The following is a 24,069-nucleotide window of genomic DNA, read 5'->3' as shown; positions in this document are numbered from 1 at the left end:
TGCCCGTCAGGCCAGGCGTAGGTGATTGTCCCAGAACCCCGCCGGCAGCTCCAGCGGCTGCATGGCGATGCGTTCGCTGCGGCAGTCGTAGAGGCGGCAGCGACCGATGCCGGCGCTGACCACGAAGCCGTTTTCCACGGCGCCGACGCCGGCGCAGTCGGGCAGGGCGGTATCCAGGCGCACTGCGCCGCTGTCCAGATCCCAGATGAACAGGCGATTGCCGCGTGGCGCGGTCATCGCCAGCAGGCGCAAGTCGCTGTGCACGGCGACGCTGGCGGTGTACTGGCTCATCATCTGGCGTTGTGCATCGGCCATGGGAAAGTGCTGGAACGGCTGGCCCGGGCGTTTGATCGCCACCAGCGGCACGGCGTCCATGGCATCGCCCATGTACTGCTGGCCGCTGACCACCGTGCCGTCGCTGGCCACGGCCAGGTGGCGCACGCTGTTCATCGGCTCGGGCAGTTGTTCCTTGCTGTGCAGGGTGCCATCGCGGGCCATCAGTACCAGGCTGGCCTCCATGGCGTCGAGGTTCATTTCCACCCGGCTTTCCGCCTCGGTGCGGATGCCGCCGTTGGCCACCACCAGGGTTTCGCCATCGGGCATCCACAGCAGCTGGTGTGGGCCCAGGCCGTGGCTGGAGAGCTCGTCGCGGTGTACCAGGCGCTCACCTTCGAGGCGGTAGGCACCAATCACCCCACGGCCCGGATCGCGGGTATCGTTTTCGGTGGCGTACAACCACTCACCATCCTTGTGGAACACCGCGTGGCCGTAGAAATGCCGATCCTGTTCGCTGCGCAAGGTCTGCAGCAGGCGGCCGTCGCGGGTGTCGATCAGGTAGCTCTCGGTGCTCGGGCGGCGCCCGACGAACAGCGCCAGGGGCAGGCTGGGGTGAGGCACCACGTCATGGCAGCGCTCGGTCACCTGGGTGACGAAGGCGCGCTCGCCATCGAGCCGGTAGCCGACCGCATAATGCTTGCCGCCTTCATCGTTGCGCGCCGACAGCAGCAGCGGCTGGTGACCGGTGTGGGTCAACTTCCAGCCACCGACCGCGCCGGCAGCCAGCAGGGTGGCGCTAAGGCCGAGAAACGCCCGGCGTTTCATGCTCATGGGTTCAGTCTCCGTCGTGGGCGTTGAAACCCAGCTGGATGCCCAGCGCTCGCGCCAGCTCGCCTTCGTGCAGGCGGTGCAGTACGTTGAGGCTGTCGTAGAAGGCATTGAGAGTCTGGCGGCCTGCATCGTCGGCGAGCAGTTCGCCGAGCGGGCGCTGCAGGCCGGCCAGTTGCTTGAGGCTTTCCGCGTAGGCGGCGTCGATGCGCTTCTTGAGATCGTCCTGGTCGCTGCCCAGCAGGGCCTGCAGGCCATCGTTCTTGGCGCCGTGCCAGAGTTGCTCGGCACCGTTCAATGCAGCGCCCAGGTTGCTCAGGCTGGCCTGGCTGCGCCACGCTTCGGCCTGATACGGCTGCGGTACGCCCTTGCTCTGCCGGCCCAGGGGGGCGCCGAGCTTCTTCTTCAGGCCATCGATGGCGCTGACCTGAGTACGCAGCATGTCGGAGATCGCCTCGCCCGCTTCGGCGTAGCGTTCGTTCGGGAAGGTGCGAAACAGCGCCAGGGCGCCATTGTCGCCTTGCCACTGGTCCAGCACAGTAGTTGCCAGCGCCTGCTGATGCTCGCCGATCGCCACCAGCAGAGGGCAATAGCGAGCTTTCTGTTCGGCGTTCTGCAGGTCGATTTCAGGGTCGAACATCAGGTACTCGTAAGCAGTGAGCCCCTGGACGACCACGCTGGCCTTTTCCAGGTCGGCCGCGCCCAGTTGCGGCTTGGCCTTGACCAGTGCCTCGACCTGGCGAGCCACCAGATTCTTCTTGTCCGGCCAGAACTGCACCTGCCAGGTGCGATTGCCTTCGGCCAGCGGGCCAACCGCCAGTGGCTGCAGGCTGGCCCAGGCGCTTTGTGTGGTGAGGAAGGCCTGGCGAGCGGTGGCCAGGTCTTCCTGGCCTGCGCAGAACGCCTTGGCGCTGCTGGCCAGGGCGACGTCGGCCTCTTTCCAGGTAGCGTGGGCCGGTAGCAACACGCCTTCGGCCAGCGCCGAACTGGTGGTGGCCTGAGGATCGGCCGGCGAGCAGGCGGCCAGGGTCAGGCCCAGCAGGGCGAGGGTCAGCGGAGAACGGATCATGCGCGGCTCCTTACAGTGAATTCAGAAACGCCAGAAGCGCGGCGCGCTCCTCGCTGGAAAATTGCAGCACCTGCTGCTTGGCCGCTTCGGCTTCGCCGCCGTGCCAGGCGATGGCTTCGAGCAGGTTACGGGCACGGCCGTCATGCAGGAACTGGGTGTGGCCGCTGATCGTTTCCGTCAGGCCGATCCCCCACAGCGGCGCGGTGCGCCACTGGCGCCCGTTGGCGAGAAACTCGTCGCGACCATCGGCCAGGCCTTCACCCATGTCGTGCAGCAACAGATCGGTGTAGGGGCGAATCGTCTGGCCCGCCAGCTCCGGTTCGGCGGCATCGGCAGCGGTGACGAAACTGGGCGTGTGGCAGCCCTGGCAGCCAGCGCGGTGGAACAGGCTCTTGCCGGCCAATACCTGGGCATCGTCGACATGGCGGCGTGCCGGCACGGCGAGGTTGCGGGTGTAGAACAGCACCATGCCCATGATGTTGTCGCTGACTTCCGGTTCGCCGCCATGGGGCGCAGCGCGGCAGTCGGACTGCGCTTCGGTACAGCCGTCGGTGGGCAGCAGGCTGCTGGTCAGGCCCATGTCCTGCAGGAAGGCGTGGGCATTCTGCTGGTTGAGCGTCGGTTGCCCGGCCTTCCAGCCGAAGCGGCCGAGTACGGTCTGCTGACGGGCATCGTCCCATACCCGGTTTGGCACGCCCCTGATGCCGTCACCATCGCGGTCGTCCGGGTCGGCGTTGGCGAGGATCGCCGCTTCGGGGATCGCTTCGAGCAGCCCCAGGCCGATCATCGGCGGTGCGACGCGGGCCGAGAACAGCGTGTCCGGGTGCATCGGCCCGTAGCCGAGTTGGCTGATGTTCAACTGCGGTTTGCGTAGTTCGAGGGTGTGCCCGTCGGCGAAGCGTACCTGTTCGGTGCTGTACTCAACGCGCACCTTGCCTTCGGGGGCGACGCCGGGGTTGGCCATGTCCTGCAACTGGCCGCCATAGGTGGGCTCGGGCACCACGCCGAGGCGCTTCAGTACGGCGCTATCGGCGTCGCCGGCCGGGATCGACAGGCGCACAAGCATCGATACAGCGTTGACGCTCCCCGGCTCGGGCGGGTGGCCACGGCCATCGCGGACATGGCAGTTCTGGCAGGCGTTGGTGTTGAACAGCGGGCCGAGGCCGTCACGAGCCGTGGTGGTCGACGGGGCGATCACCCAGGGGTTGCGGAAGAAACTGTTGCCCACGCTGAAGTCCAGACGACGTTCGGGTGCCAGGTTGGCGGAGGGCAGGGAAAAAGCCACGCGATCGCTGCGTGATACGGTGGCGGCGCCGCCGGACAGCGCTTCGCCAGGTTCGGCGCTGGTGAAGGTAGGCGACTGATCGCAGGCGGTCAGGCCGAAAGCCAGAAACAGCAATGGCAGCAGGCGACCGGATGACGCTGGCATGGATGAATCCGGTGGGCAGAAATCGAGGGCGGGAATCTTAGCAGTCTGCGCAGGTTTAAATAAGATGGATTTGCGTTCAATCGGCTGGTCCAGCAAGACTTTCCTCGGGAACCCAGCCGGTCTCGCCACTGGCTTCGCGCAGGCACCACAGCCAGCCATTGAGGTGGCGGCTGGCGACCAATTGCTCGCCCAACTCGGTATCCAGTTCCCGTGCCGTGTAGCGCTCCCGCGCTCGCGCGCGACCGTCTTCCAGCAACTCCAGAAGGGGCAGCGGTACCCAGCCACCGGGGTGGCTGTCAGTACGGCAGAAATACCAGTCCTGCCAGTCTTCGGGGCCTTCATAACGCTCGCCGAGGTGCAGCAAGGTGCCGGTCTCGAAAGCGATGGGGTCCGGATACTCGCTACGGTGCGTAGCGATTACCCGATAGCGGGAGGGCGTCATGGCAATCCTCATTTCACGGCGACTCGAGCGGTCAGCGAGCATTAAAAAGCCGGTGCGCAAAAAACGCACCGGCTCGTCAGTTACATGGATGAGGCGCCTGGATCAGAACTCGTGATCGGCGGTATCCGGGTTCAGGTCGCTGATGCCCAGCTTGCCGGCGGCCTGTTCGATGGCACCGGTCTGCTTGACCAGCGCAGCGATGGCGTCGCGAACCAGTTGCTGGCCTTCGGCGTTGTCGGCGGCGATCAGTTGATCGAAGTGCACGCCTTTGTTGGCGCTGTCGACCAGAGCCTGGAGCTTGGCCTGGGTTGCGTCCAGGTCGGCCTTGACGGTGCCATCGGTGGCGGCGTCGGCCTTGGCGACCAGGGAAGACAGGCTCGCGCCGCTCAAGGTGCTGCCGTCGACCTTCTTGTACTCGCCCAGGTAGACGTTACGGATGCCCAGGCCGTTGTAGTAGTGCGAATTGTGGGTGTTGTCGCTGAAGCAGTCGTGCTCGTCTTCGGTGGAGTTGGCTTCCAGGGCGACCTTCATGCGCTCGCCGGCCAGCTCGCCGAGGGACAGGCTGCCCATGCCGAAGAGCATCTTGCGCAGGCCGTTCTCGGCGGATTCGCCTTCCAGGGTGGCGCGGTAGTTGTCGGCCACGCCGGCTTTCCACTGGCCGGCCATTTCGTCGAGGTCGGCGACCAGCAGGTCGGTGGCCGCTTTCAGGTAGGCACGACGACGCTCGTTATGGCCACCGGTGGCGCCATCGCCGACCACGTAGTCGGTGGCCGGACGCTCGCCAGCGCCTGGGCCGGTGCCATTCAGGTCCTGGCCCCAGAGCAGGAATTCGATGGCGTGGTAGCCGGTGGCGACGTTGGCTTCGGAGCCGCCCAGCTCGTTCAGGCTGGCGAGCAGGTCCGGGGTGATTTCGGTGACGTCGATCTTGTCTTCGCCGACCTGGATCTCGCTGTGGGCGATGATGTTGGCACCGGCCGCCGGGTTGCCCAGGGCATGTTGGTAGTCGGCGTCGACGTAGTCGATCAGGCCTTCGTCCAGGGGCCATGCATTAACCTGGCCTTCCCAGTCGTCGACGATGGTGTTGCCGAAGCGGAACACTTCGCTCTGCATGTACGGTACGCGGGCGGCCAGCCAGGCTTCGCGAGCGGCTTTCAGGGTTTCGTCGCTGGGGTTGGCGAGCAGGGCGTCGACAGCGCTTTGCAGTTTCTTGGCGGTGCTGGCGGCGTCGTCGAACACGGCCGATGCCATGTCGGCGTAATGTTTGACCACGGCCTTTGCAGCGGCTTCGTCGAAGGCGCCGGCTGCTGCTGGTGCGCTGCTGCCGGTCGCTTGCGCAGCCGGGGCGGCGGCTTGGTTGGCAGGCGCCTTGTCTTCGCCGCAACCCGCGAGGGCAATGGCGATGGTCAGCAGGCTGGCAGAAGCCAGGGGCATACGAATCATGACGAAATCCTTTGCGTGTTAATGGGGAGTGCGCGTGGGGGCCACGCGAGCTGCAACATAATGCGAAAGATTTGCATTTTAAGCAAAGGGTCGATGTGCTGGTGCCGGATCGAGTCTGCTGGCGCGATCCGGTTTTCAGGCGGCAGGTCAGAGCGTGGCGGGGTTGATATGCCGCTGCGAGCGGCTGGACTGCTTGAGGTACTGGGTCAGCTCGCGGGCCGGCAGCGGCCGGCTGTAGTAATAGCCCTGACCTTCGTGGCAGCCCTGGGCGATGATGTAGGCTTCCTGCTCGGCGGTTTCCACACCTTCGGCGATGACCTGCATACCGAGGCTCTTGCCCAGCTGGATGATGGCGCGAACGATGGTGGCGTCGTCTTCGTCCTCGAGCAGATCCTGCACGAAGCTCTTGTCGATCTTGATCTTGTCCAGTGGCAGGCTCTTCAGGTAGCTGAGCGAGGAATAGCCGGTGCCGAAGTCGTCGATGGCGATCAGCGCACCGGAGCGGCGCAGGCTGAGCAGGTGCTGGGCCGCGGTGCTGATGTCTTCCATCAGGCCGGTTTCGGTGACTTCCAGCTCCAGGCTACGAGCGGGCAGGCGGTACATCTGCATCAGGTTGTTGACCACGCGCGGCAGCTCGGCGTGATGCAGCTGCACGGTGGACAGATTGACTGCCATACGCAGCTCGCTGTAGCCCTGATCATGCCATTCGCGCAGTTGGCGGCAGGTCTGGTCGAGCACCCACTCGCCGATGGCGATGATGCTGCCGTTCTGTTCGGCCAGCGGAATGAACAGGTCCGGGCCGACGAAACCATGCTGCGGATGCTGCCAGCGCAAAAGCGCCTCGACGCCCACCACGCGCTGGTCGCGGTAGCTGATCTGCGGCTGGTAGACGACGTGCAGCTGGTTCAGCGCCAGAGCGTCGCGCAGGTCCTTTTCCAGTTCGCGGCGACGGCGCATTTCGCTGTCGACACTGGCGATGTAGAACTGGTAGCGGTTGCGCGAGCGGCTCTTGGCCAGGGTCATGGTCTGCTCGGCTTTCTGCAGCAGCTTCTCGGGGCTGTCGCCGTCTTCCGGGAACAGGGTGATGCCGATGGTGGCGCGCAGTTGTACCTGGTGATCGTCGAGGGTGAAGGGCGTTTCCAGGTCGTCGAGCACGCTCTGCGCCAGCTCGGCGGCCTCGTAGGGCTGCTCGATATCGGCCTGCACCAGGGCGAACTGATCGCCGCCCAGGCGTGCCAGGGCGCCGAGCCGGCCACTGTGGCTGCGCAGGCGATCGGACAGCGCCAGCAGCAACTGGTCGCCGGTCTGGTAGCTGAACTGCTCGTTGATGCCCTTGAAGTCATCCAGGCCCACGCACAGCACGGCAACGCGGCGCTGCAGACGCCCGGCATCCTCGAGAATCTGTTCGAGCTGCTGCTGCAGTTGCAGGCGGTTGGGCAGGCTGGTGAGGAAGTCGTACTGCGACATGCGCTGCAGGCTGTTTTCCGCCTCGCGGCGCAGGTGCGTATTGCGCTCGATGGAGGCGAGCAACTGGTTGGCGGTATTGATCCACAGGCCTAGCTCGTTCTTCTCGTTGCCGGCAAGCATCGGCAGCTTGTTCTCGCTGGGGCGGTCCGGGTTGATGCTGCTCAGGTGCTCGATGATCAGCCCCAGGGGCTTGGTCAGCAGCCAGTAGTAGACCAGATACAGCACCAGGCCCATGGCCAGAGCGCGCAGCACGCCAGAGATGAAGATGATCACCGAGTTGGTGAGAAAGCTTTCCCCGTACAGTGCGGTGTCCAGGGTGATGTTCAGGTCGCCGTAGTATTCGTTGTAGGGCTCGCGGCCGACCAGGCGGGTGCTGAAATGCTGTTCCTCGCCGAGAATCGGGTCGGTCAGCCAGCGAATGGGCAGGTCGGCGAGGGGGCGGCTCTTTTCGGCGAGCATCTGTTCGCCCGGGTGGCCGATGGACGCCTGGCGCACCGATTCATGCTGGAACAGGCCTTCGACCACCTGCATGCCCATCTCGCGGTCCAGGCTGTAGACCGCCTGGGTGGAGGGATCCCGGAACATGCCGAGAATGCGCTGGGAGTCGCTGGTGATGGAGTGGCGCGTCTTGTAGATGTCGAACACGATTTGCCCGAGGCTGAGCACCACGCCCACGGCAAGCGCGGACAACAACACCACGCGCAGCAGTTTCACGGACAAGCTGTGCTTGAGTTCCAGCTTCAAATGGCAGTTCCTTGTGCGATACCCGGCGCCGGATTGGAGTTGAGTATTGGCAAACTCGCGTTGGCAGTCAAAGGGCGCATGCGTGCGCCGACCAATCTTGTCGCATCTGGGTTCTGTTTCGGAATGAAACGCCAAGTCTTGAGTGCCGCCTGTCGATGCCGCCAGATTGCAGCAGGCAAAAAAATGCCCCCCTGACTCGCATCAGGAGGGCATCTTCATCGAGCTAGGGCTCAGGCAGCGAAGTTCTTCGCCACGAAGTCCCAGTTGACCAGGTTCCAGAACGCCTCGACATACTTCGGACGTACGTTGCGGTAGTCGATGTAGTAAGCGTGTTCCCAGACGTCGCAGGTCAGCAGCGGGGTGTCGCCGCTGGTCAGCGGGCAGCCGGCGCCAATGGTGCTGGCCAGGGCCAGGGAACCGTCAGCCTTCTTGACCAGCCAGCCCCAGCCGGAGCCGAAGGTGCCGATGGTGACCTTGCTGAACTCTTCCTTGAACTTGTCGAACGAACCGAAGGCCTTGTCGATGGCCGCAGCCAGTTCACCGGTCGGCTGGCCGCCGCCGTTCGGGCTCAGGCAGTTCCAGTAGAAGGTGTGGTTCCACACCTGGGCGGCGTTGTTGAAGATGCCGCCGGAGGAAGTCTTGACGATTTCTTCCAGGCTCTTGCCTTCGAACTCGGTGCCAGGCACCAGGTTGTTCAGGTTCACGACATAGGTGTTGTGGTGCTTGTCGTGGTGGAACTCCAGGGTTTCCTTGGAGATGTGCGGCTGCAGGGCATCGTGTGCGTACGGCAGCGGCGGCAATTCGAAAGCCATGGTTATTCTCCTAATCAGGTCTGTTGCGATGAGCGCAAGGCCGATCACGGGCGGCCAAACATGCGTCGGCGGATTTATACCCTTTGCGACGCAGGGCAGGGATCATAGCACCGGGGCTACGCCATAACCACGCAGCAAGTGTGCGGGATACCAGTCCAGAGCCTTCGCGGCGATTCAGGCCAGCTTCATCATCGCCACGCCTGCGAGGATGATCAGGCAGGCCACGGCGCGCAACGGCGGCAGGCTCTCCTTGAGCCACAGCCGGCCGATCAGCAGGGCGAACACCACGCTGGTCTCGCGCAGCGCCGAAACCAGCGCCACCGGCGCCAGGGTCATGGCCCAGATGGCGATGCTGTAGGCCAGCATCGACATGGCGCCGCCCAGCAGGCCGGCGCGCCAGTGGGGCCCGAGTGCGGTGAGGACGCCCGGGCCGCGTTGCCCGAGTATCACCAGCGCCATCACCAGGCCGTTGACCGCGAACAGCCAGGCCGAATAGGACAGCGGGTCGCCATTGGCGCGGGCACCGCTGGCGTCGGCCAGGGTGTAGCCGGCGATGAACAGGGCGGTGAGCAGCGCATTGATCAGCAGGCCACTGCTGCTCTTGCCACGGCCGCCGCGTATCGCCATCAGCCAGATGCCGCCGACCAGTACGCCAAGGCCCAGCCATTGGCCGGCCGGCAATACCTCGCCGAGCAGCAGGATGGAAAGCACCGCCACCAGCAGTGGCGAGCTGCCCCGGGAAATCGGATAGACCTGACCGAGGTCGCCGTGCTGGTAAGCGCGGCTCAGGAACAGGTTGTAGCCGATGTGCAGCAGCGCCGAGAGGATGATCCACGGCCAGGCTGCTGCGTTGGGAACGGCCACGAAGGGCAGGGCGAGGAGGGCGACGATGCCGGCGCCAATCTGGATAAGCGAGGCGGTGAGAAAGCGATCAAGGCCGATCTTGAGCAACGCGTTCCAGCCGGCGTGCAGGGCCGCGGCGGCGATGACCATGAGAAAGACGCTGGTTTCCACTGCTGCTCCCTAGGGTCTGTTGCTGTTTCACGCACGGCCGCGCCGGAGCCCGTTTTGCCGCAAGGCAAGGCACGAGCCGCGAAGTTTAGCGGGCTAAATGAGCCGGCGAGAAACGCAGCATCGCGACAAAACGGGCCCGGCCCTTCGGGTTGTGCGGGAAATCTCGCCATGCGTCGTTGGAGGACTTGGCAAGGGAACAACCATTCCCTGCGTCCTCCGCCTAGCGGATCGCCGCCCGGCCTGGCGAGATTTCTCGCGACAACGCGGCTCGCGTTGAAACGGCAACAGACCCTAGGGTCAGGCGGGCCCCAGCATAACAGCTGGGGCCGCCGTGATGCCGGCGTTACAGCGGGCTGGCGATCAGTTGCCAGGCGATGGCGAACATCATGGCCGCGACCACCAGATCGATGATCCGCCAGGTCAGCGGGCGAGCCAGCCAGGGCGCGAGCCAGGCGGCGCCGAAGGCCAGGCACAGGAACCACAGCATCGACGCGCTGGCGGCGCCGGCCGCATAGGCCGAGGGTACTGGCTGTTGAGCGCCGAGCGAGCCGATCAGCAGTACGGTGTCGAGGTATACGTGGGGGTTGAGCAGGGTCACCGCCAGGGTCGCCAGAAGCACTGCGCGCAATGATCGCGAGGCACCGGTCTCGGTTTGCAGCCCGGCGGGGCGGCAGGCACGCCGCAGGGCCTGAGCGCCGTACCAGATCAGAAACGCGGCGCCGCCCCAGCGGGCGATGCCGAGCAGCAATTCGCTCTGTAGCAGCAGGGTCGCCAGGCCGAACACGCCAGCGCTGATCAGCAGCGCGTCGCAGACGATGCACAGCAGTGCGACAGGCACGTGATGTTCGCGGCGCAGGCTCTGGGCGAGCACGAAGGCATTCTGGGCGCCGAGGGCGATGATCAGGCCGGCGGTGATCGCCAGGCCGTTGGTGTAGCTCTGCCACATGGTGAGAGTCCTTGGAGGCGAACGCATTGAGCGCGATGGGCGGGTGGGGATGGCTATCAGTCTGCGCGCCAAGGCTGTATAAGAAAAACCAATAGTGCTGATCGCTCATTAGGAAAATCGATTGCTCGATTACAAGTTGCTGGCCGCCCTTGCGGCGGTCGTCGAACAGGCCGGTTTCGAACGCGGTGCCCAGGTGCTGGGCTTGTCGCAGTCGGCCGTGTCCCAGCGCATCAAGCTGTTGGAGGCGCGCATCGGTCAGCCGGTGCTGCTGCGAGCCACGCCGCCGACGCCCACCGATGTCGGCCGGCGTTTGCTCAACCATGTGCAGCAGGTGCGCCTGCTCGAACGTGACCTGCAGCAGCAGGTGCCGGCCCTGGAAGCGGACGGCGAAACCCAGCGCCTGCGCATCGCCATCAATGCCGACAGCCTGGCGACCTGGTGGGCAGAGGCCGTCGCGGACTTCTGCGCCAGCCACCGGGTGTTGCTGGAACTGGTGGTCGAGGATCAGGAAGTCGGCCTCAAGCGCATGCGTGCCGGTGACGTGGCCGCCTGCGTGTGCGCGGCGGAACGCCCGGTATCCGGTGCGCGCAGCCTGGCATTGGGGGCCATGCGTTATCGGGCCATGGCCAGCCCGGCGTTCATCGCCCGGCACTTTGCAGGCGGCGTGAGCGCCGCCTGCATCGGCCAGGTGCCAGCCATCGTGTTCGGCCCGGATGACCAGTTGCAGCACCGTTATCTCGACGAACTCGGCTTGTCGGGCAGCTTCCTGCATCACCTGTGCCCGTCCTCCGAAGGCTTCGTGCGCCTGACCGCCGAAGGGCTGGGCTGGGGCATGGTGCCCGAGCCGCAGATGACCGAGGCGATGGCCCGTGGCGAACTGGTCGAGCTGCTCCCCGGCCGGCCCATCGACGTGCCGCTTTACTGGCACCACTGGCGCAACGGCGGTGACCTGCTCGACCAGCTCACCCGGCACCTGCAACGCCATGCCGGTGATTATCTGGTGCCGCTGGTGTGAGCAAAGCTGCCGCGATCCGCACAACGCCTTATAGTGCGCGCAGCAGCGGGCGGAGGGCGTGATGAAGATTTTGGTCACCGGAGCAAGCGGGTTCATTGGCGGGCGCTTCGCGCGGTTCGCCCTCGAGCAGGGCCTGGACGTACGCGTCACTGGTCGCCGCGAGGAGGCATTCGAGCACCTGATCCGCCGCGGGGCGCAGTTCATGCCCGGCGACCTGGCCGATCCCGAGCTGGCACTGTCGCTGTGCAGCGACGTTGAAGCAGTGGTGCACTGCGCCGGCGCAGTGGGGGTATGGGGGCGCTACGAGTATTTCCATCAGGGCAACGTGGTGCTCACCGAGAACGTCATCGAGGCCTGCCTCAAGCGCGGGGTACGCCGCCTGGTGCACCTGTCCTCGCCGTCGATCTATTTCGATGGCCGCGATCATGTAGGCCTGCGCGAAGAACAGGTGCCCAAGCGGTTTGCCAACCATTACGCGCGCACCAAGTTCCTCGCCGAGCAGCGCCTGTTCGGCGCCCAGGAGTTTGGCCTGGAGGTGCTGGCGCTGCGTCCGCGCTTCGTCACCGGGGCGGGCGACGTGAGCATCTTTCCGCGGATGATCGCCCTGCAGCGCAAGGGCCGCCTGGCGATCATCGGCAACGGCCTCAACAAGGTCGATTTCACCAGCGTGCACAACCTCAACGATGCGCTGTTCGGCGCCTTGCTGGCTGCCGGGCCGGCGCTCGGCAAGGCCTATAACGTCAGCAATGGCGCGCCGCTGCCGCTCTGGGACGTGGTCAACTACGTGCTACGGCAGCTGGAGTTGCCGCAGGTCACCCGTCACGTCCCGGTGGCTCTGGCGCGCAGCCTGGCCGTCGCCAGCGAAGGCGTCTGCAGCCTCCTGCCCGGTCGCCCTGAGCCAGCGCTGACCCGACTGGCAGTGGACGTGATGAGCCGCGACTTCTCCCTGGACATCAGCCAGGCCCGTGAGCATCTGGACTACCAGGCGAGCCATGGCCTGTGGCCGGCGCTGGACGAATTCTGTAGATGGTGGCGGGCGCAAGGCTAGTGCCCTGAACCAGGGCCATCGCGGAACCCGAGTCGCCCAACGTGGGTCTCTGTGCCCAATGCAGGCCGTCGCGAGACGTCGATTACTGGCACTACGACACCCAAGCGCCAGCCGTGAATCGGTATACTGCGCGGCACTTGCCTCCACCGTGGTTTTCTCAAGGTCCCCACATGCGTAACGATGCCCACGACGAATTCGATGACGTACCCAGCCTGACACCGGATCGCCGCGATCAGGACGATTTCGAGCCCGAACCGCAACCCTACGCCCGTACCGGCGGCACCTCGCGCAAGGCCAAGGCGCCGCGCTCGGCCAGCACCGGGCCACTGTGGGCGCTGGTCGGTGCCCTGAGCATCGCCCTGGCGGGCCTGGGCTGGTGGAGCTTCCAGCAGATCAGCCTGATGGAGCAGCAACTGGTGGCCACCCAGGAGAGCTTCGCGCGCATCAGCGAGGAAGCCGCCGGACGCATTCAGGATATTTCCGGCAAGGTAGTCGCCGCCGAATCGACCTCCACCAGCGGCAGCGAAGCGCTGAAACTGCAAGTGCGTCAACTGGAGAACAAGCTGAACGAGCTGAGCAAGCAGCAGCAAGCCGCTGGCGGTCAGCAGAGCGGGCAGGACAAGCGTATCGAGCAACTGATCGCCGACCTCAAGACCCAGCAGGGCGACGCTGGCAAATACGGCGACAGCCTGAAGACCCTGGGCAGCGGTCAGGACACGCTGAAAACCGAACTGGCCGCTGTGAAAACCGAGCTGGCTTCGCTGAAGAGCAGCCAGGGTGATGCCGGCAAGCTGGCCACCCAGGTCAAGAATCTGGCGGGCGAAGTCGAGGCGCTGAAGAAGGCCGGTAACGCCAACGCCGCGGTCGAGCGCCTGGAGCAGGACATGCTGGTACTCAAGAGCCAGCTCGACAACCGGCCGGCCGCCAGCAGCAATGCCGGCAGCACCGCTGAGTTCGACGCCTTCCGTGCGCAGACCACCCGTAGCGTCAACACGCTGCAGGCGCAGATACAGAACCTGCAGCAGCAGATCGACGCTCGGTGAGGACGATCTGCTGCGCGACGGGAGAGTCGCCAGCCAACAAAAAGCCCGCGTAAAAACGCGGGCTTTTTGTTGGCGCTCAGGAACGTTACAGGCGCGGGTAGTCGATATAACCGACCGGGCCGGAACCGTAGAAGGTTTCCTTGTGCGGCTCGTTCAGCGGCGCGTCCTGGCGCAGGCGCTCGGGCAGGTCAGGGTTGGCGATGAAGGGCACGCCGAACGCTACGGCGTCAGCCTTGCCGCTGGCCAGCCAGGCGTTGGCCTGATCCTTGGTAAAGCCTTCGTTGGCGATGAACACACCGCCGAACGCCTCTTTCAGGCCAGGCGACAGGCTGTCGTCGGCCTCGTGCTCGCGGGCGCAGAGGAAGGCGATGTTGCGCTTGCCCAGCTCCCGTGCCACGTAGGTGAAGGTTTCGGTGCGGTTGGAGTCGCCCATGTCGTGGCTGTCGGCTCGTGGCGCCAGGTGCACGCCCACACGGCCCGGCTCCCAGACGCCAAGTACCGCATCGGTGATTTCCAGCAGCAGGCGGGCACGGTTTTCCAGGCTACCGCCGTAGTTGTCGGTGCGCTTGTTGGTGCCGTCCTGTAGGAACTGGTCGATCAGATAACCGTTGGCCGCGTGGATTTCCACGCCGTCGAAGCCGGCGGCCTTGGCGTTCTCGGCGCCCTGGCGATAGGCTTCGATGACGTCGGCGATCTCTTCGCTTTCCAGAGCGCGCGGGGTCACGAAGTCCTTCATCGGGCGGATCAGGCTGACATGCCCGGCGGGCTTGATGGCGCTGGGGGCTACCGGCAGTTCGCCGTCCAGGTAGACCGGGTCGGAAATGCGACCCACGTGCCACAGTTGCAGGACGATCTTGCCGCCGTTGGCGTGCACGGCCTTGGTCACGCCGCTCCAGCCACGTACCTGGTCGTCGGACCAGATGCCGGGGGTGTTCGGGTAGCCCACGCCCATCGGCGTGACCGACGTGGCTTCGCTGATGATCAGGCCGGCGGAGGCGCGCTGTACGTAATACTCGGCCATCAGGGCATTGGGCACGCGGCCTTCGTCGGCACGGCAGCGGGTCAGGGGCGCCATGATGACGCGGTTGGCGAGTTCCAGATCGCCGATCTTGATGGGGTCGAACAGTGTGGTCATTGCCAGGATCCTCGAATCATTCGCTCGGTTAGGGTTGTTGAATGGGGTGAACAGGTCGTTTTGCGATGGCATCGAGCTCAGAGCTCACGGGTGATCCGCTCGATGAAGGCTTCGATGGTCGCGTCGTTGCGCTTGAAGAAATTCCACTGACCGACCTTGCGGCTGGTCACCAGGCCGGCGCGCTGCAAGGTGGCCAGATGCGCGGAGACCGTGGATTGCGAGAGCCCCGTACGCTCATCGAACTTGCCGGCGCATACACCAATGTCGAAGGAGTGGTCGGGCTGCACGAAGTGCGCCTCCGGCTCCTTCAGCCAGCGCAGGATGTCTCTGCGCACCGGGTGGGCCAGGGCCTTGATCACGTCGTCGAGGTCGATGTCGTCGTTGCTCATCGGGTCTCCTGCCAAATGCCCTGTAACGTCGTATCGCGATGGGACGAACTTTATATCGAGACTTGGCGATATGCAGATCGTTCAAGCAGATAGTGCATATCGACCGGCATGATGGCGCGCCCCTCGCCGTGGCCGGGGCGAGGCTTTAAGCTGGCGCGATGAACTACCTCGCTCACCTTCACCTGGGCGGCGATGCGCCGGCTGAACTGCTTGGCAGCCTGTATGGCGATTTCGTCAAAGGCCCGCTGGCCGGGCAGTGGCCGGCCGCCATCGAGGCGGGCATCGCGCTGCACCGGCGCATCGATGCCTTTACCGACAGCCACCCGCTCCAGGCCCAGGCGCGGGCACGCTTTCCGGCCGAGCGTCGGCGCGTGGCCGGTATCTTTCTCGACCTGTTCTTCGATCATTGCCTGGCCCGCGACTGGCAACGCTACAGCGATGAGCCGCTGCAGCGGTTCACCGACCGTGTCTATCAAGTGCTGGCCGCCGAGCCGCAGCTGCCCGGCAGCCTGCAGCACATTGCGCCGCGCATGGCGGCCCAGGACTGGCTAGGCAGCTATGAGGAGTTCGAGGTGCTTGGGCAGGTGATCGCCGGCATGTCCCGGCGCCTGTCGAGGCCTGGCCTGCTGGACGGCGGGCTGGACGATCTGCGTCGTCTCTACGAGTCGCTGAGCGAGGATTTCAGCGCCTTCTATCCGCAACTGATGGCCTTCGCCCGCGAGCAGCGCGAGGCGCTGCCCGTTCGCTGAGTAATCCGCGCCGGGTATCAGCTTTGCCCGGAACCGTTCTGTAATTTGTCGAACAGCGCGGCATCGACCTTCTTGCGGCGCGCGCCTTCCAGGTGCGCGCGCATGCGGTCGGCGGCGGCGAGGCGGTCGCCCTGTTCGATCAAGTCGAGGATTTCCAGGTGCTGTTCGACCTGGGCGCGGCGATGTTCACGGGACACGTCCACGCGGTATTCGACCAGGCGGCGCAGGCGATCCAGGCGCTTGAGCGACTGCAGCAGAAAACGGTTGCCGGAGAACCCGGCGATGATCTCGTGGAAGCGCGAGTTGGCTTCGTAGAGCTCCTCGATGGTCATGCTCAGGTAACCGCCCTCGGCGATGAACGCCTGCTGCTTGCGGCAGCTGGCCAGCAGTTCGCGATCGACCTGGAAGGTCGGCGACAGCAGCCCGGCCGGCTCGATGATCGAGCGAAAGGCGAAGCTCTCCTCATACGCCTCGATCGAGTCGATTACCGGCAGCATCTTCCAGCCCTGGCCGCTGCGCTGTTCGGCCCAGCCTTCCTGCTGCATGCGCAACAGCGCCGCACGCAGCTCGGCCCGCGACACGTCGAACTGGCGCATCAGCTCGATCTCGGTGAACTGCTCGGGCAATTGCCGCGACAGGCGCAGGGCGACGAAGCGGCGATACACCGAATCCTCCTCGGCCTCGGCGATTTCCTGCACCAGCTCGTTGAGCTCGTCGGCTGCCTGGGCGAGAAAGAAGCCGCGGTTGCGATCGTGCTTGAGCATGCCGCGCTCGGCGAGGTGATTGAGCACGAACTTCACCGGGGTGCGTGAGGTGTTCAGCGTGTGTGCCAGGTGCGACTCGACCAGGTGATGGCCGATGGGCAGGCGCTCGCGGCGCACGTAGGCGATGACCTCGCGGGCGACGCGTTTCTGCAGGGCAGTGAGAACCGCTGAAGGGGTGTTGTCCTGGGCCATGGCGGTGAGCGTCGATTCCTGTCCGGGGTGATGCGCCTGCGCCGATCGGCTCGGCAGGCGCTGCATTCTGCTACGTAATCGGGGCCACGAAAAGATGCCGGGTGGCTAGGAGGTTTTCAACTTATAATTGTTTTTTGTGACGCTAAAGATCAATAATGTGGGCGTCGAATCACGAGGCCAGTTGCATTAATCAATAATGAATGCCGCTGTGCTCGACAGGCTGTGAACAACGTAGCGATAAAAGACATCCAATAAGCAAGGCTTTCGTTCTCCGCGACCACCTCGAACTCGATCAATCACCAGGCTGCTGGTGCACGTACCGAAGGGGACGCAATGTTCAAGACCCACTGGATCAATCACCTGGGAACACCGCTGGTCGGTGCCCTCGGCGCGGTGATCGCGACCCATATCGGCTGGCCGCTGCCCTGGATGATCGGCTCGCTGGTGGCAGTGATCCTGGTGCGCTGCTTCAGTACCTGGCAGTTGCAGCCGCTGCCGGGCGGGCGCAAGTTCGGTCAGTGGATCATCGGCATCGGTATCGGCCTGCATTTCACCCCGACGCTGGTCGCGCAAATCGCCGGGCACCTGGTGCCAATCATCATCGGCGCCTTGATTACCGTGCTCAGCAGCATCGCCGGCGTGTGGTTCATGCGCCGCACCGGCGAAACCATGGCCACGGCGTACTTTTCCAGCATGCCGGGCGGCTCCAGCGAGATGGTCAACCTCGGCGCCCGTAACGGTGCCGAGCTGACCCGCGTAGCAGCGGCGCAGAGCCTGCGGGTGGTGGCGGTGGTGCTGTTGGTGCCGGCGGTGTTCAAGTTCCTGCTCGGCGATGGCGACGTTCACCTGCACGCCGTTCAGGCGGACTGGCCGTGGCTGGCGCTGATCATGCCGGTGGCCGGGTTGGCCGGCTGGCTGCTGCAGCGCTATCGTCAGCCTAATCCCTGGCTGTTCGGCCCGCTGCTGGTCAGCGCCGCCGCCAGCATCGGCTTCGACCTGAGCAGCACGCTGCCAGCCGGCGCCAGCCAGGTCGGCCAGCTGATGATCGGCAGTGCCTTGGGCTGCTTCTTCAATCGCGCATTCTTCCGCTACGCCCCGTCGTTCCTGGCGCGCACGATGATCACCACGCTGGTGATGATGCTGGTGGCGTTCGTCGGCGCGGTGCTGGTGGGCTGGGCGAGTGGGTTGGATATCCAGTCGCTGACTCTGGGGATGATGCCCGGCGGCATCGCCGAGATGAGCCTCACGGCCGAGACTCTGCAACTGGCAGTCCCGCTGGTAACGGCCATGCAGGTAGTGCGGCTGTTCCTGGTCCTGTTCCTGGCCGAGCCGATCTTCCGTCGCTGGCTGCAGAGCGAAAATCCGCAGTTGCGGCGGGCTTGAACGATCTCTTGGTAATTCCAAGGACAGTGGTCGCGATGCAGTGAGAACGGACGTTAGTGCACTACCTGTGGGAGCGGGCGGGGACGCCTAGTCCATGGCCGCGATTTTTTTCGCGCGCATGGCGCGCTCCCACCACTGCTGCAGTGCCTGAGCGTATGGAGGGATGCGCCGGGAAAGCTCGCGGTTGAAGCCGCCCCTACGCGGTCGCTGGGATTGCGCTTTTGGCTTGTCGCCCTTGCACCGCGGAAAAATGGGTTTCGGAAGGTGGTGGGCCGACTTCAAGCCGCCACCTGCGCCTCCGGTTGCGGCCCATACAGCGCCTCGCTTACGGCCGCCTGCGCCCGGCGGGCCAGCTCATTGCGGTTGCCCGAGTCGCTGGCGATTGGCTCCAGCAGCTGGATTTCCACTTCGGCCACATCGCTGTTCATCAGGCGCAGCAGGTGCGAGAGCATGTCGTCGTCGCCGATGAAGGGCGCAACGCTGCAACGCTTGCCATCGCGAACGTAGCGAATGGCGACTGGCTGCAGGTCGATGCCGCTTTCGATGGCGCTGCTTAGCAGGCGGCCATGGAAGGTGCGCAGGGCGGCGCCGTCACAGGTGGTACCTTCGGGGAAGATCAGCAGGTGACGGCCGCTGCCCAGATGGCGACCCAGTTGTTGGTTGAGCAGCCCGCCGTCCCCCGCGCCGCGGCGGATGAACAGGGTGCCGGCCTTGTGCGCCAGCCAGCCGGCCAGCGGCCAGGTACGCACCTCGGCCTTGGACAGGAACGACAGCGGCACCAGCATGCCGATCAGCGGAATGTCGGTCCAGGAGATGTGATTGCTCAGCCACAGCATCGGCTTGCGAGGCAGTTGCCCCTGCACGCGAACGCGAAAGGGCAGGGCGTTGCCCAGCCGGGCCAGCCACCAGCGGGTCAGGCGCTGGCGCAAGCCCATCAGGTCACCGCGTATCAGGCGTTCGACCGGCACCAGCAAGGCAGCCAGCAGCGCACCTACTGCAAGCACTGCCGCCAGGCGGGTCAGGCGCAGGTAAAGACGCAGTTTGCTCATGGGTTTTTCGGCCTGGAAGAAGGTAGAGGAGAAGGGCGCGCGGCGGACAGCAAATGGGCGCTGCCCGGCACGGCATTTCTACCGCGCCGGCGCGCCGTGGGCAAGTCGATCAGACTGCGGCCTTGAAGTGCCGTGCGTAGCGGGGGCACAGCTCGTCGCGCTTGAGCAGGATGAACACGTCGGCGACCTGAAAGTCCTTGTCCCAGCACGGATCACCGCAAATCTTGGCGCCCAGGCGCATGTAGGCCTTGAGCAGCGGCGGCATCTCGGCGATCACGTTACCGGAGACTTCCATCGCGGGAAGCGGCGTCTTGGGTTCTGCGCGCAGGTTCTCGGTGCACAGGTAGCGTTCGCGCAGGCGCTGCATGATGGCCTGGGCCTGGATGCCGCCGTCCTGCATGGGGATGCTGGCGCAGCCCATCAGGTAGCGGTAACCGCCTTCGTTGAGCACTTCGGCCAGCTCGGCCCACAGCACGGCGATGGTGCCGCCGTTGCGGTAAGCGGCATCGACGCAGGTGCGGCCGATTTCCAGTACCGGGCCTTGCAGGTGACGCAGGCCATGCAGGGCGAATTCCTCTTCGCTGTAGAAGCGGCCCAGGCTGGCCGCTGCCTGGTGGTCGAGCAGGCGCGTGGTGGCTACCAGCTCGCCGCTGTTCAGGTCGCGCACGCCGATGTGTTGGCAGTGCATGTCGTAGTCGTCCATGTCCAGGCCCTGCTCGGCGCCCTTGAGCTTGGCGTCGAATTCGGCGCTGAACACGCGAAAGCGCAGGGCCTGGGCTTCGCGCAAGGCGCGCGGCGTGGTCAGGCGCTCGGCCTGCAGGCGACGGGGAGTGTTGCTGCGCTCGGGTGCCATGGCGTTCTGGGTCATGCCTTACCTCCGTTGCGGGTCGGGCAGCCTTGCTGCGCACGAACCGGATTGGCCTGCAGACCTGAGCAAACTCAGGAAACACACTCAGGCTAGGGAGGGCGGGTGTCACGCCTGTGAAGGTTCGGTGATGCTTATGTGACAGACACGCAGGGCGGTTGGGACGTGAAACACAGGTGCAGCAGGCGGGCATCCTGCTTACCATGTGCGCCCCTCAACCGTTCGAGCGCTCACTGCGTATGTTCTTCATCCGAAACCTCGGTTTGCCCTTCATCCTGATCATCGGCGGCGTGGTCGCCATGATGGCGCTGGCGATCCTCGCCCGGCAGGGCGGTGATGCAATGAGCTGGGCACGGGCGGTCTTCCCCTGGATGATCGTGCTGCCAACCCTCGGAGCGGCCTGGGCGGCGCGACGGTTGGTGCAGATCTGGCAATGGCGGCGTGGAACTCTGGAGGGCGGTTGCCCACGGTGCACCGGCGTGCTGGTGAACGGCCGTTGCCGGATGTGCGGGCAACGCCTGTAAGCGGGCGATCGGCTTTGCTGATCCAGGTCAGCACGCGGCAGTCCACTGCTGCATAGGCTTTGCGCCTTTGCCTGACGAGTGTGCCGGTATGCGCCGCGACCCCATCGTGCTGTTCGATAATGGCACTCACCGCTGCATGATGTTCGACGATCTGGTCAGCGGCGAAGGCGTGCAGTCCAACCAGTTCCTGATCATCGATCACGACCAGTACCTGCTGCTCGATCCCGGCGGCGACCTGACCTACGTACCGTTGAGCATGGAGCTGTCCAAGCACATACCGGTGCAGGAGCTGACCTATATCTTCGCCTCGCATCAGGACCCGGACATCATCGCCTCGCTGGACAAATGGCTGCTGCATACAAAGGCCCAGGTCATCTGTTCCAAGCTGTGGGCGCGCTTTCTGCCGCACCTGACGGCCAACTACCTTGCGCTGAGCCGCGGCATCAACACCTATGACCGCATCATCGCCCTGCCTGACCGTGGCCAGTCCTTTGCCCTCGGGCGTTGCACCCTCAAGGCCGTGCCGGCGCATTTCCTGCACTCGGTGGGCAACTTCCAGCTCTACGATCCGTTGAGCAAAATCCTCTTCTCCGGCGATATGGGCGCCTCGATGCTCGATGATGCCGGCCCCGTGGAGGATTTCGCCGCCCACGTGCCGAGCATGCTTGGCTTTCATCGCCGCTACATGGCCAGTAACAAGGCCTGCCGGTTGTGGGCCGCCATGGTGCGCGACATGGACGTGGAGATGATCGTGCCGCAGCACGGCCGGCCGTTCGTGGGGCGTGAGGTGATCAGCGCGTTTCTGTACTGGATCGAGAGCCTGGAATGCGGGCTAGACCTGCTCGGCCCCGAGGACTACCAGCTGCCGCGTTAGCGCTTGATACGTGTCGCGCTTTGCAAGGCGCACGTGCCCGGCTATCGTGGCGCATCCCCCGCCGCCGCCGAGATATCATGCACCGCTTTTTCCCTCTCTCGTGTGTGGGTCACTGATGCCCGGTCAGGTCTTTCCCTGGCGCCAGGGCAACCAGTTCACGCTGCTCAACGATGGCCCGGCGTTCTTCCCGCGGATGATTGCCTGCATCGACGCTGCCCGTGAAACGGTCGAACTCGAACAGTACCTGGTGTGCAGCAGCGCCTGTACCGATGCGCTGTTGCGTGCCCTTTGCGACGCGGCCGAGCGCGGCGTGGCAGTGCGCTGCCTGTTCGACGCCTTCGGTTGCCAGGCGCTGAATGCCGCCGACCGCCAGCGCATGCTCGACGCCGGCATCCAGTTGCGCTGGTACAACCCGCTGCGCTGGCGGCGTGGCGTTCGCAACCTGTATCGCGACCACCGCAAGCTGCTGGTGGTCGATGACCAGGTGGCCTTCGTCGGCGGCACCGGCTCGACCGATGAATTCTGGACGCCAGGTGAGCCCGAGAGCGCCTGGCACGAAGTGATGGTGGAGATCGGCGGGCCGCTGGTAGCCGACTGGCTGCAGCTGTTCGACCGCCAGTGGCAGGCCAACAATTCGCGCTTTGCCTGGCGCCCCTATCTCACGCCTCACCGCCAGCCCTTGCCCCATCGTCCGGCAGAGGGCGCCGGCTGGGGGCGGGTGGCCTATGCCGATGCACGCCAGCACCGCGACATACTGCAATCGCTGGTCCGCGCGCTCAACGGCGCCCAGCACCGGGTGTGGTTGGCCACGCCGTACTTCCTGCCCACCTGGCGCGTGCGCCGGGCGCTGCGCAAGGCAGCAGGCCGGGGCGTCGACGTACGCCTGCTGCTCAGCGGCCGGCACACCGACAACCCGCCGGTGCGCTTTGCCGGGCAGCGTTACTACCCGCGGTTGCTGCGTGCCGGCGTGCGCATCTTCGAGTTCCGCCCGCGCTTCCTGCACCTCAAGATGGTGCTGGTGGATGACTGGACCAGTGTCGGCTCCTGCAACTTCGATCACTGGAACCTGCGCTTCAACCTCGATGCCAACGTCGAGACGCTGGACGCGGCCTTCACCACGGCGGTGCAGCAGAGCTTCGAGACCGATTTCCCGCAGAGTCGCGAGGTCGATCTGCAGATGTGGCAGGCACGTCCGTTCTGGACGCGCGTGCGTCAACGCATCTGGGGCTGGGCGGACAGGCTGATCGTCAACCTGCTCGATCGACGCCGCTGATACGCCCCAGGATGCGCAGGTACAGGCGCATGGTGGTGCCGACGCCTGGCGCCGTTTCCACCCGGACGTCGCCGCCCGTGGTATTGGCGAACTCGCGGGCCTGGGCCAGGCCCAGGCCGGTGCCCTTGCCGGCCTGCTTGGTGGTGAAGAAGGGGTCGAAAACCTTCGCTGCCAGCTCGGCGCTCATGCCCGGGCCATCGTCGCGAACGCTGAGCACCAGGTAATTGCCGTCGCTCAGTTGCTCGTCGCCTACCAGTTGCTGCTGGCGCGTGGCGATCAGCACCTGACCACGGCCCTGCATCGCGTCCCGAGCATTGCTGAGCAGATTGAGCACCACCGCTTGCAACTGCACCTCGTCGCACATCACACCGACATTGCGCGCGCTCAGGTCGAAATTCAGGGTGATGGCGTCGCCCAGGGTGCCGGCCAGCAGCTCGCGTGCGGCATCGAGGCGTTCGCTGATATCGATGCACACCAGCTCCGGGCCGTCCTGGCGGACGTTGGCGAGCAACTGGCGGATCAGCTTGCCGCCTTGCTCCACCGCCTGCAGGCCGGTCTGCGCGAAACGCTCCACCTCCGCCGGGCGCCGAGCCCTTAGCTGGGCCATCTGCAGGCTGGTGCTGAGCACCTGCAGCAGATTGTTGACATCATGGGCGATGCTGGCAGTGAGCATGCCGAGGGAGGACACGCGGCGCGCGTGACGTAGCGACTGCTCGGCCTCGCGGTGACGCGCCTGGGCCTGTTCCAGCTCATCGAGCAAGGCATTGGCACGCCGCTCGCGCTGCGATTCCAACAGGCGCAACTGCAGCAGCGCCGCGGTCTGCCGGGCCAGAGCCTGCAGCGCCCGGCGCTGGTGCTCGGCAAGGCTACGTGGTCGCGTGTCGATTACGCATACGGTGCCCAGCGGTTGGCCGGCGTCGGTGCGAATCGGCGCGCCGGCATAGAAGCGGATGTATGGTTCGCCGAGTACCAGGGCACTGTGCTGGAAGCGCGGGTCCAGCAGCGCGTCCTCGACCACCAGTACGTCATCGGGCTCGAGAATCGCATGGGCGCAGAACGCCAGGTCACGGTGAGTCTCGCGTACGTCCAGGCCGACGCAGGCCTTGAACCACTGGCGCTCGCGATCGACCAGGGAAACCAGGGCAATTGGGGTGTCGCACAGAGAGGTTGCCAGCAGCACCACATCGTCGAAATTCTGCTCGGGTGCCGAATCGAGGATGTCGAGGTGTTCGAGCGAGAGCACGCGCACTTCTTCGTCGTGCGGCGCAGGGGCAGGGCGATGGGGCATCGGGGGGTACC

23 protein-coding genes are annotated in these 24,069 nt (G+C 65.2%); 8 read left to right on the top strand and 15 right to left on the bottom strand.

Features of this window, described 5'->3' with window-relative positions; genetic code table 11:
- Window positions 1-6 precede the first annotated feature (6 nt).
- The 9 genes from BVH06_RS19450 to BVH06_RS19410 form a co-directional block, all read right to left on the bottom strand.
- A complete protein-coding gene (locus tag BVH06_RS19450) occupies window positions 7-1,101 on the bottom strand; it encodes a DUF1513 domain-containing protein (protein ID WP_075929587.1) in 1,095 nt (364 codons plus the stop codon).
- 10 nt (window positions 1,102-1,111) lie between these two features.
- Window positions 1,112-2,173: an imelysin family protein gene (locus BVH06_RS19445; protein ID WP_075935186.1), complete on the bottom strand. Its 1,062-nt coding sequence runs from the start codon at window positions 2,171-2,173 to the stop codon at window positions 1,112-1,114.
- Between the two features lie 10 nt (window positions 2,174-2,183).
- The gene (locus BVH06_RS19440; RefSeq protein WP_075929573.1) at window positions 2,184-3,602 is read right to left on the bottom strand and encodes a di-heme oxidoredictase family protein; all 1,419 of its coding nucleotides are present in this window, start codon (window positions 3,600-3,602) and stop codon (window positions 2,184-2,186) included.
- A gap of 76 nt (window positions 3,603-3,678) precedes the next feature.
- Complete coding sequence (locus BVH06_RS19435; RefSeq protein WP_075929572.1) at window positions 3,679-4,044, bottom strand: SH3 domain-containing protein; 366 nt, start codon at window positions 4,042-4,044, stop codon at window positions 3,679-3,681.
- Between the two features lie 102 nt (window positions 4,045-4,146).
- Window positions 4,147-5,484: an imelysin family protein gene (locus BVH06_RS19430; RefSeq protein ID WP_075935185.1), complete on the bottom strand. Its 1,338-nt coding sequence runs from the start codon at window positions 5,482-5,484 to the stop codon at window positions 4,147-4,149.
- Between the two features lie 147 nt (window positions 5,485-5,631).
- Window positions 5,632-7,695, bottom strand: a complete 2,064-nt coding sequence (locus tag BVH06_RS19425; protein ID WP_075929570.1) for a bifunctional diguanylate cyclase/phosphodiesterase — start codon at window positions 7,693-7,695, stop codon at window positions 5,632-5,634.
- A 230-nt stretch (window positions 7,696-7,925) separates the two neighbouring features.
- Window positions 7,926-8,507 carry a superoxide dismutase gene (locus BVH06_RS19420; RefSeq protein ID WP_075929569.1) on the bottom strand — a complete coding sequence of 194 codons (582 nt, stop codon included), beginning with the start codon at window positions 8,505-8,507 and terminating at the stop codon, window positions 7,926-7,928.
- A gap of 174 nt (window positions 8,508-8,681) precedes the next feature.
- On the bottom strand, window positions 8,682-9,521 hold the full coding sequence (locus tag BVH06_RS19415) for an EamA family transporter (RefSeq protein ID WP_075929568.1): 840 nt from the start codon (window positions 9,519-9,521) through the stop codon (window positions 8,682-8,684).
- 343 nt (window positions 9,522-9,864) lie between these two features.
- Complete coding sequence (locus tag BVH06_RS19410; RefSeq protein WP_075929567.1) at window positions 9,865-10,467, bottom strand: LysE/ArgO family amino acid transporter; 603 nt, start codon at window positions 10,465-10,467, stop codon at window positions 9,865-9,867.
- Between the two features lie 121 nt (window positions 10,468-10,588).
- Here BVH06_RS19410 and BVH06_RS19405 point away from each other — a divergent pair, with 121 nt between their 5' ends.
- From BVH06_RS19405 to BVH06_RS19395, 3 genes are all read left to right on the top strand, one after another.
- The gene (locus BVH06_RS19405; RefSeq protein ID WP_075935184.1) at window positions 10,589-11,482 is read left to right on the top strand and encodes a LysR family transcriptional regulator ArgP; all 894 of its coding nucleotides are present in this window, start codon (window positions 10,589-10,591) and stop codon (window positions 11,480-11,482) included.
- A 61-nt stretch (window positions 11,483-11,543) separates the two neighbouring features.
- Window positions 11,544-12,530 carry an NAD(P)-dependent oxidoreductase gene (locus BVH06_RS19400; protein ID WP_075929565.1) on the top strand — a complete coding sequence of 329 codons (987 nt, stop codon included), beginning with the start codon at window positions 11,544-11,546 and terminating at the stop codon, window positions 12,528-12,530.
- Between the two features lie 170 nt (window positions 12,531-12,700).
- Window positions 12,701-13,573, top strand: a complete 873-nt coding sequence (locus BVH06_RS19395; protein WP_075935183.1) for an ATPase — start codon at window positions 12,701-12,703, stop codon at window positions 13,571-13,573.
- Window positions 13,574-13,658: 85 nt separating this feature from the next.
- Here the strand turns inward: BVH06_RS19395 and BVH06_RS19390 are convergent, their stop codons facing one another.
- Window positions 13,659-14,708: an alkene reductase gene (locus BVH06_RS19390; RefSeq protein WP_075935182.1), complete on the bottom strand. Its 1,050-nt coding sequence runs from the start codon at window positions 14,706-14,708 to the stop codon at window positions 13,659-13,661.
- Window positions 14,709-14,785: 77 nt separating this feature from the next.
- Window positions 14,786-15,097 carry a helix-turn-helix transcriptional regulator gene (locus BVH06_RS19385; protein WP_075928732.1) on the bottom strand — a complete coding sequence of 104 codons (312 nt, stop codon included), beginning with the start codon at window positions 15,095-15,097 and terminating at the stop codon, window positions 14,786-14,788.
- A gap of 158 nt (window positions 15,098-15,255) precedes the next feature.
- Here BVH06_RS19385 and BVH06_RS19380 point away from each other — a divergent pair, with 158 nt between their 5' ends.
- The gene (locus BVH06_RS19380; protein WP_075935181.1) at window positions 15,256-15,846 is read left to right on the top strand and encodes an ACP phosphodiesterase; all 591 of its coding nucleotides are present in this window, start codon (window positions 15,256-15,258) and stop codon (window positions 15,844-15,846) included.
- A gap of 17 nt (window positions 15,847-15,863) precedes the next feature.
- Here the strand turns inward: BVH06_RS19380 and BVH06_RS19375 are convergent, their stop codons facing one another.
- Window positions 15,864-16,868, bottom strand: a complete 1,005-nt coding sequence (locus tag BVH06_RS19375) for a GntR family transcriptional regulator (protein WP_256562683.1) — start codon at window positions 16,866-16,868, stop codon at window positions 15,864-15,866.
- Between the two features lie 267 nt (window positions 16,869-17,135).
- On the opposite strand from BVH06_RS19375, the gene BVH06_RS19370 reads away from it, so the two are divergent.
- The gene (locus tag BVH06_RS19370) at window positions 17,136-18,185 is read left to right on the top strand and encodes an AbrB family transcriptional regulator (protein WP_075928735.1); all 1,050 of its coding nucleotides are present in this window, start codon (window positions 17,136-17,138) and stop codon (window positions 18,183-18,185) included.
- A gap of 278 nt (window positions 18,186-18,463) precedes the next feature.
- Here the strand turns inward: BVH06_RS19370 and BVH06_RS19365 are convergent, their stop codons facing one another.
- Both BVH06_RS19365 and olsB read right to left on the bottom strand, forming a co-directional pair.
- Complete coding sequence (locus tag BVH06_RS19365) at window positions 18,464-19,234, bottom strand: 1-acyl-sn-glycerol-3-phosphate acyltransferase (protein WP_075935180.1); 771 nt, start codon at window positions 19,232-19,234, stop codon at window positions 18,464-18,466.
- Window positions 19,235-19,343: 109 nt separating this feature from the next.
- Window positions 19,344-20,102: an L-ornithine N(alpha)-acyltransferase gene (gene olsB, locus BVH06_RS19360; protein ID WP_075935179.1), complete on the bottom strand. Its 759-nt coding sequence runs from the start codon at window positions 20,100-20,102 to the stop codon at window positions 19,344-19,346.
- Between the two features lie 155 nt (window positions 20,103-20,257).
- On the opposite strand from olsB, the gene BVH06_RS19355 reads away from it, so the two are divergent.
- From BVH06_RS19355 to BVH06_RS19345, 3 genes are all read left to right on the top strand, one after another.
- Window positions 20,258-20,623 (top strand): hypothetical protein, encoded by a 366-nt coding sequence (locus BVH06_RS19355; RefSeq protein WP_139315686.1) that lies wholly within the window; start codon window positions 20,258-20,260, stop codon window positions 20,621-20,623.
- 88 nt (window positions 20,624-20,711) lie between these two features.
- Window positions 20,712-21,497, top strand: a complete 786-nt coding sequence (locus BVH06_RS19350) for an MBL fold metallo-hydrolase (RefSeq protein ID WP_075928739.1) — start codon at window positions 20,712-20,714, stop codon at window positions 21,495-21,497.
- A gap of 115 nt (window positions 21,498-21,612) precedes the next feature.
- Complete coding sequence (locus tag BVH06_RS19345; RefSeq protein ID WP_075928740.1) at window positions 21,613-22,770, top strand: phosphatidylserine/phosphatidylglycerophosphate/cardiolipin synthase family protein; 1,158 nt, start codon at window positions 21,613-21,615, stop codon at window positions 22,768-22,770.
- On the opposite strand, the gene BVH06_RS19340 is transcribed toward BVH06_RS19345, so the two are convergent.
- Window positions 22,745-24,058 (bottom strand): sensor histidine kinase, encoded by a 1,314-nt coding sequence (locus tag BVH06_RS19340; protein WP_075929121.1) that lies wholly within the window; start codon window positions 24,056-24,058, stop codon window positions 22,745-22,747. The two genes, BVH06_RS19345 and BVH06_RS19340, sit on opposite strands and share 26 nt — an antisense overlap.
- Between the last annotated feature and the right edge of the window lie 11 nt (window positions 24,059-24,069).

It is taken from the genome of Pseudomonas sp. PA27(2017) (genome assembly GCF_001945445.1).
Taxonomy (GTDB): domain Bacteria; phylum Pseudomonadota; class Gammaproteobacteria; order Pseudomonadales; family Pseudomonadaceae; genus Aquipseudomonas.
This window is presented reverse-complemented; position numbering and strand designations above follow the sequence as displayed.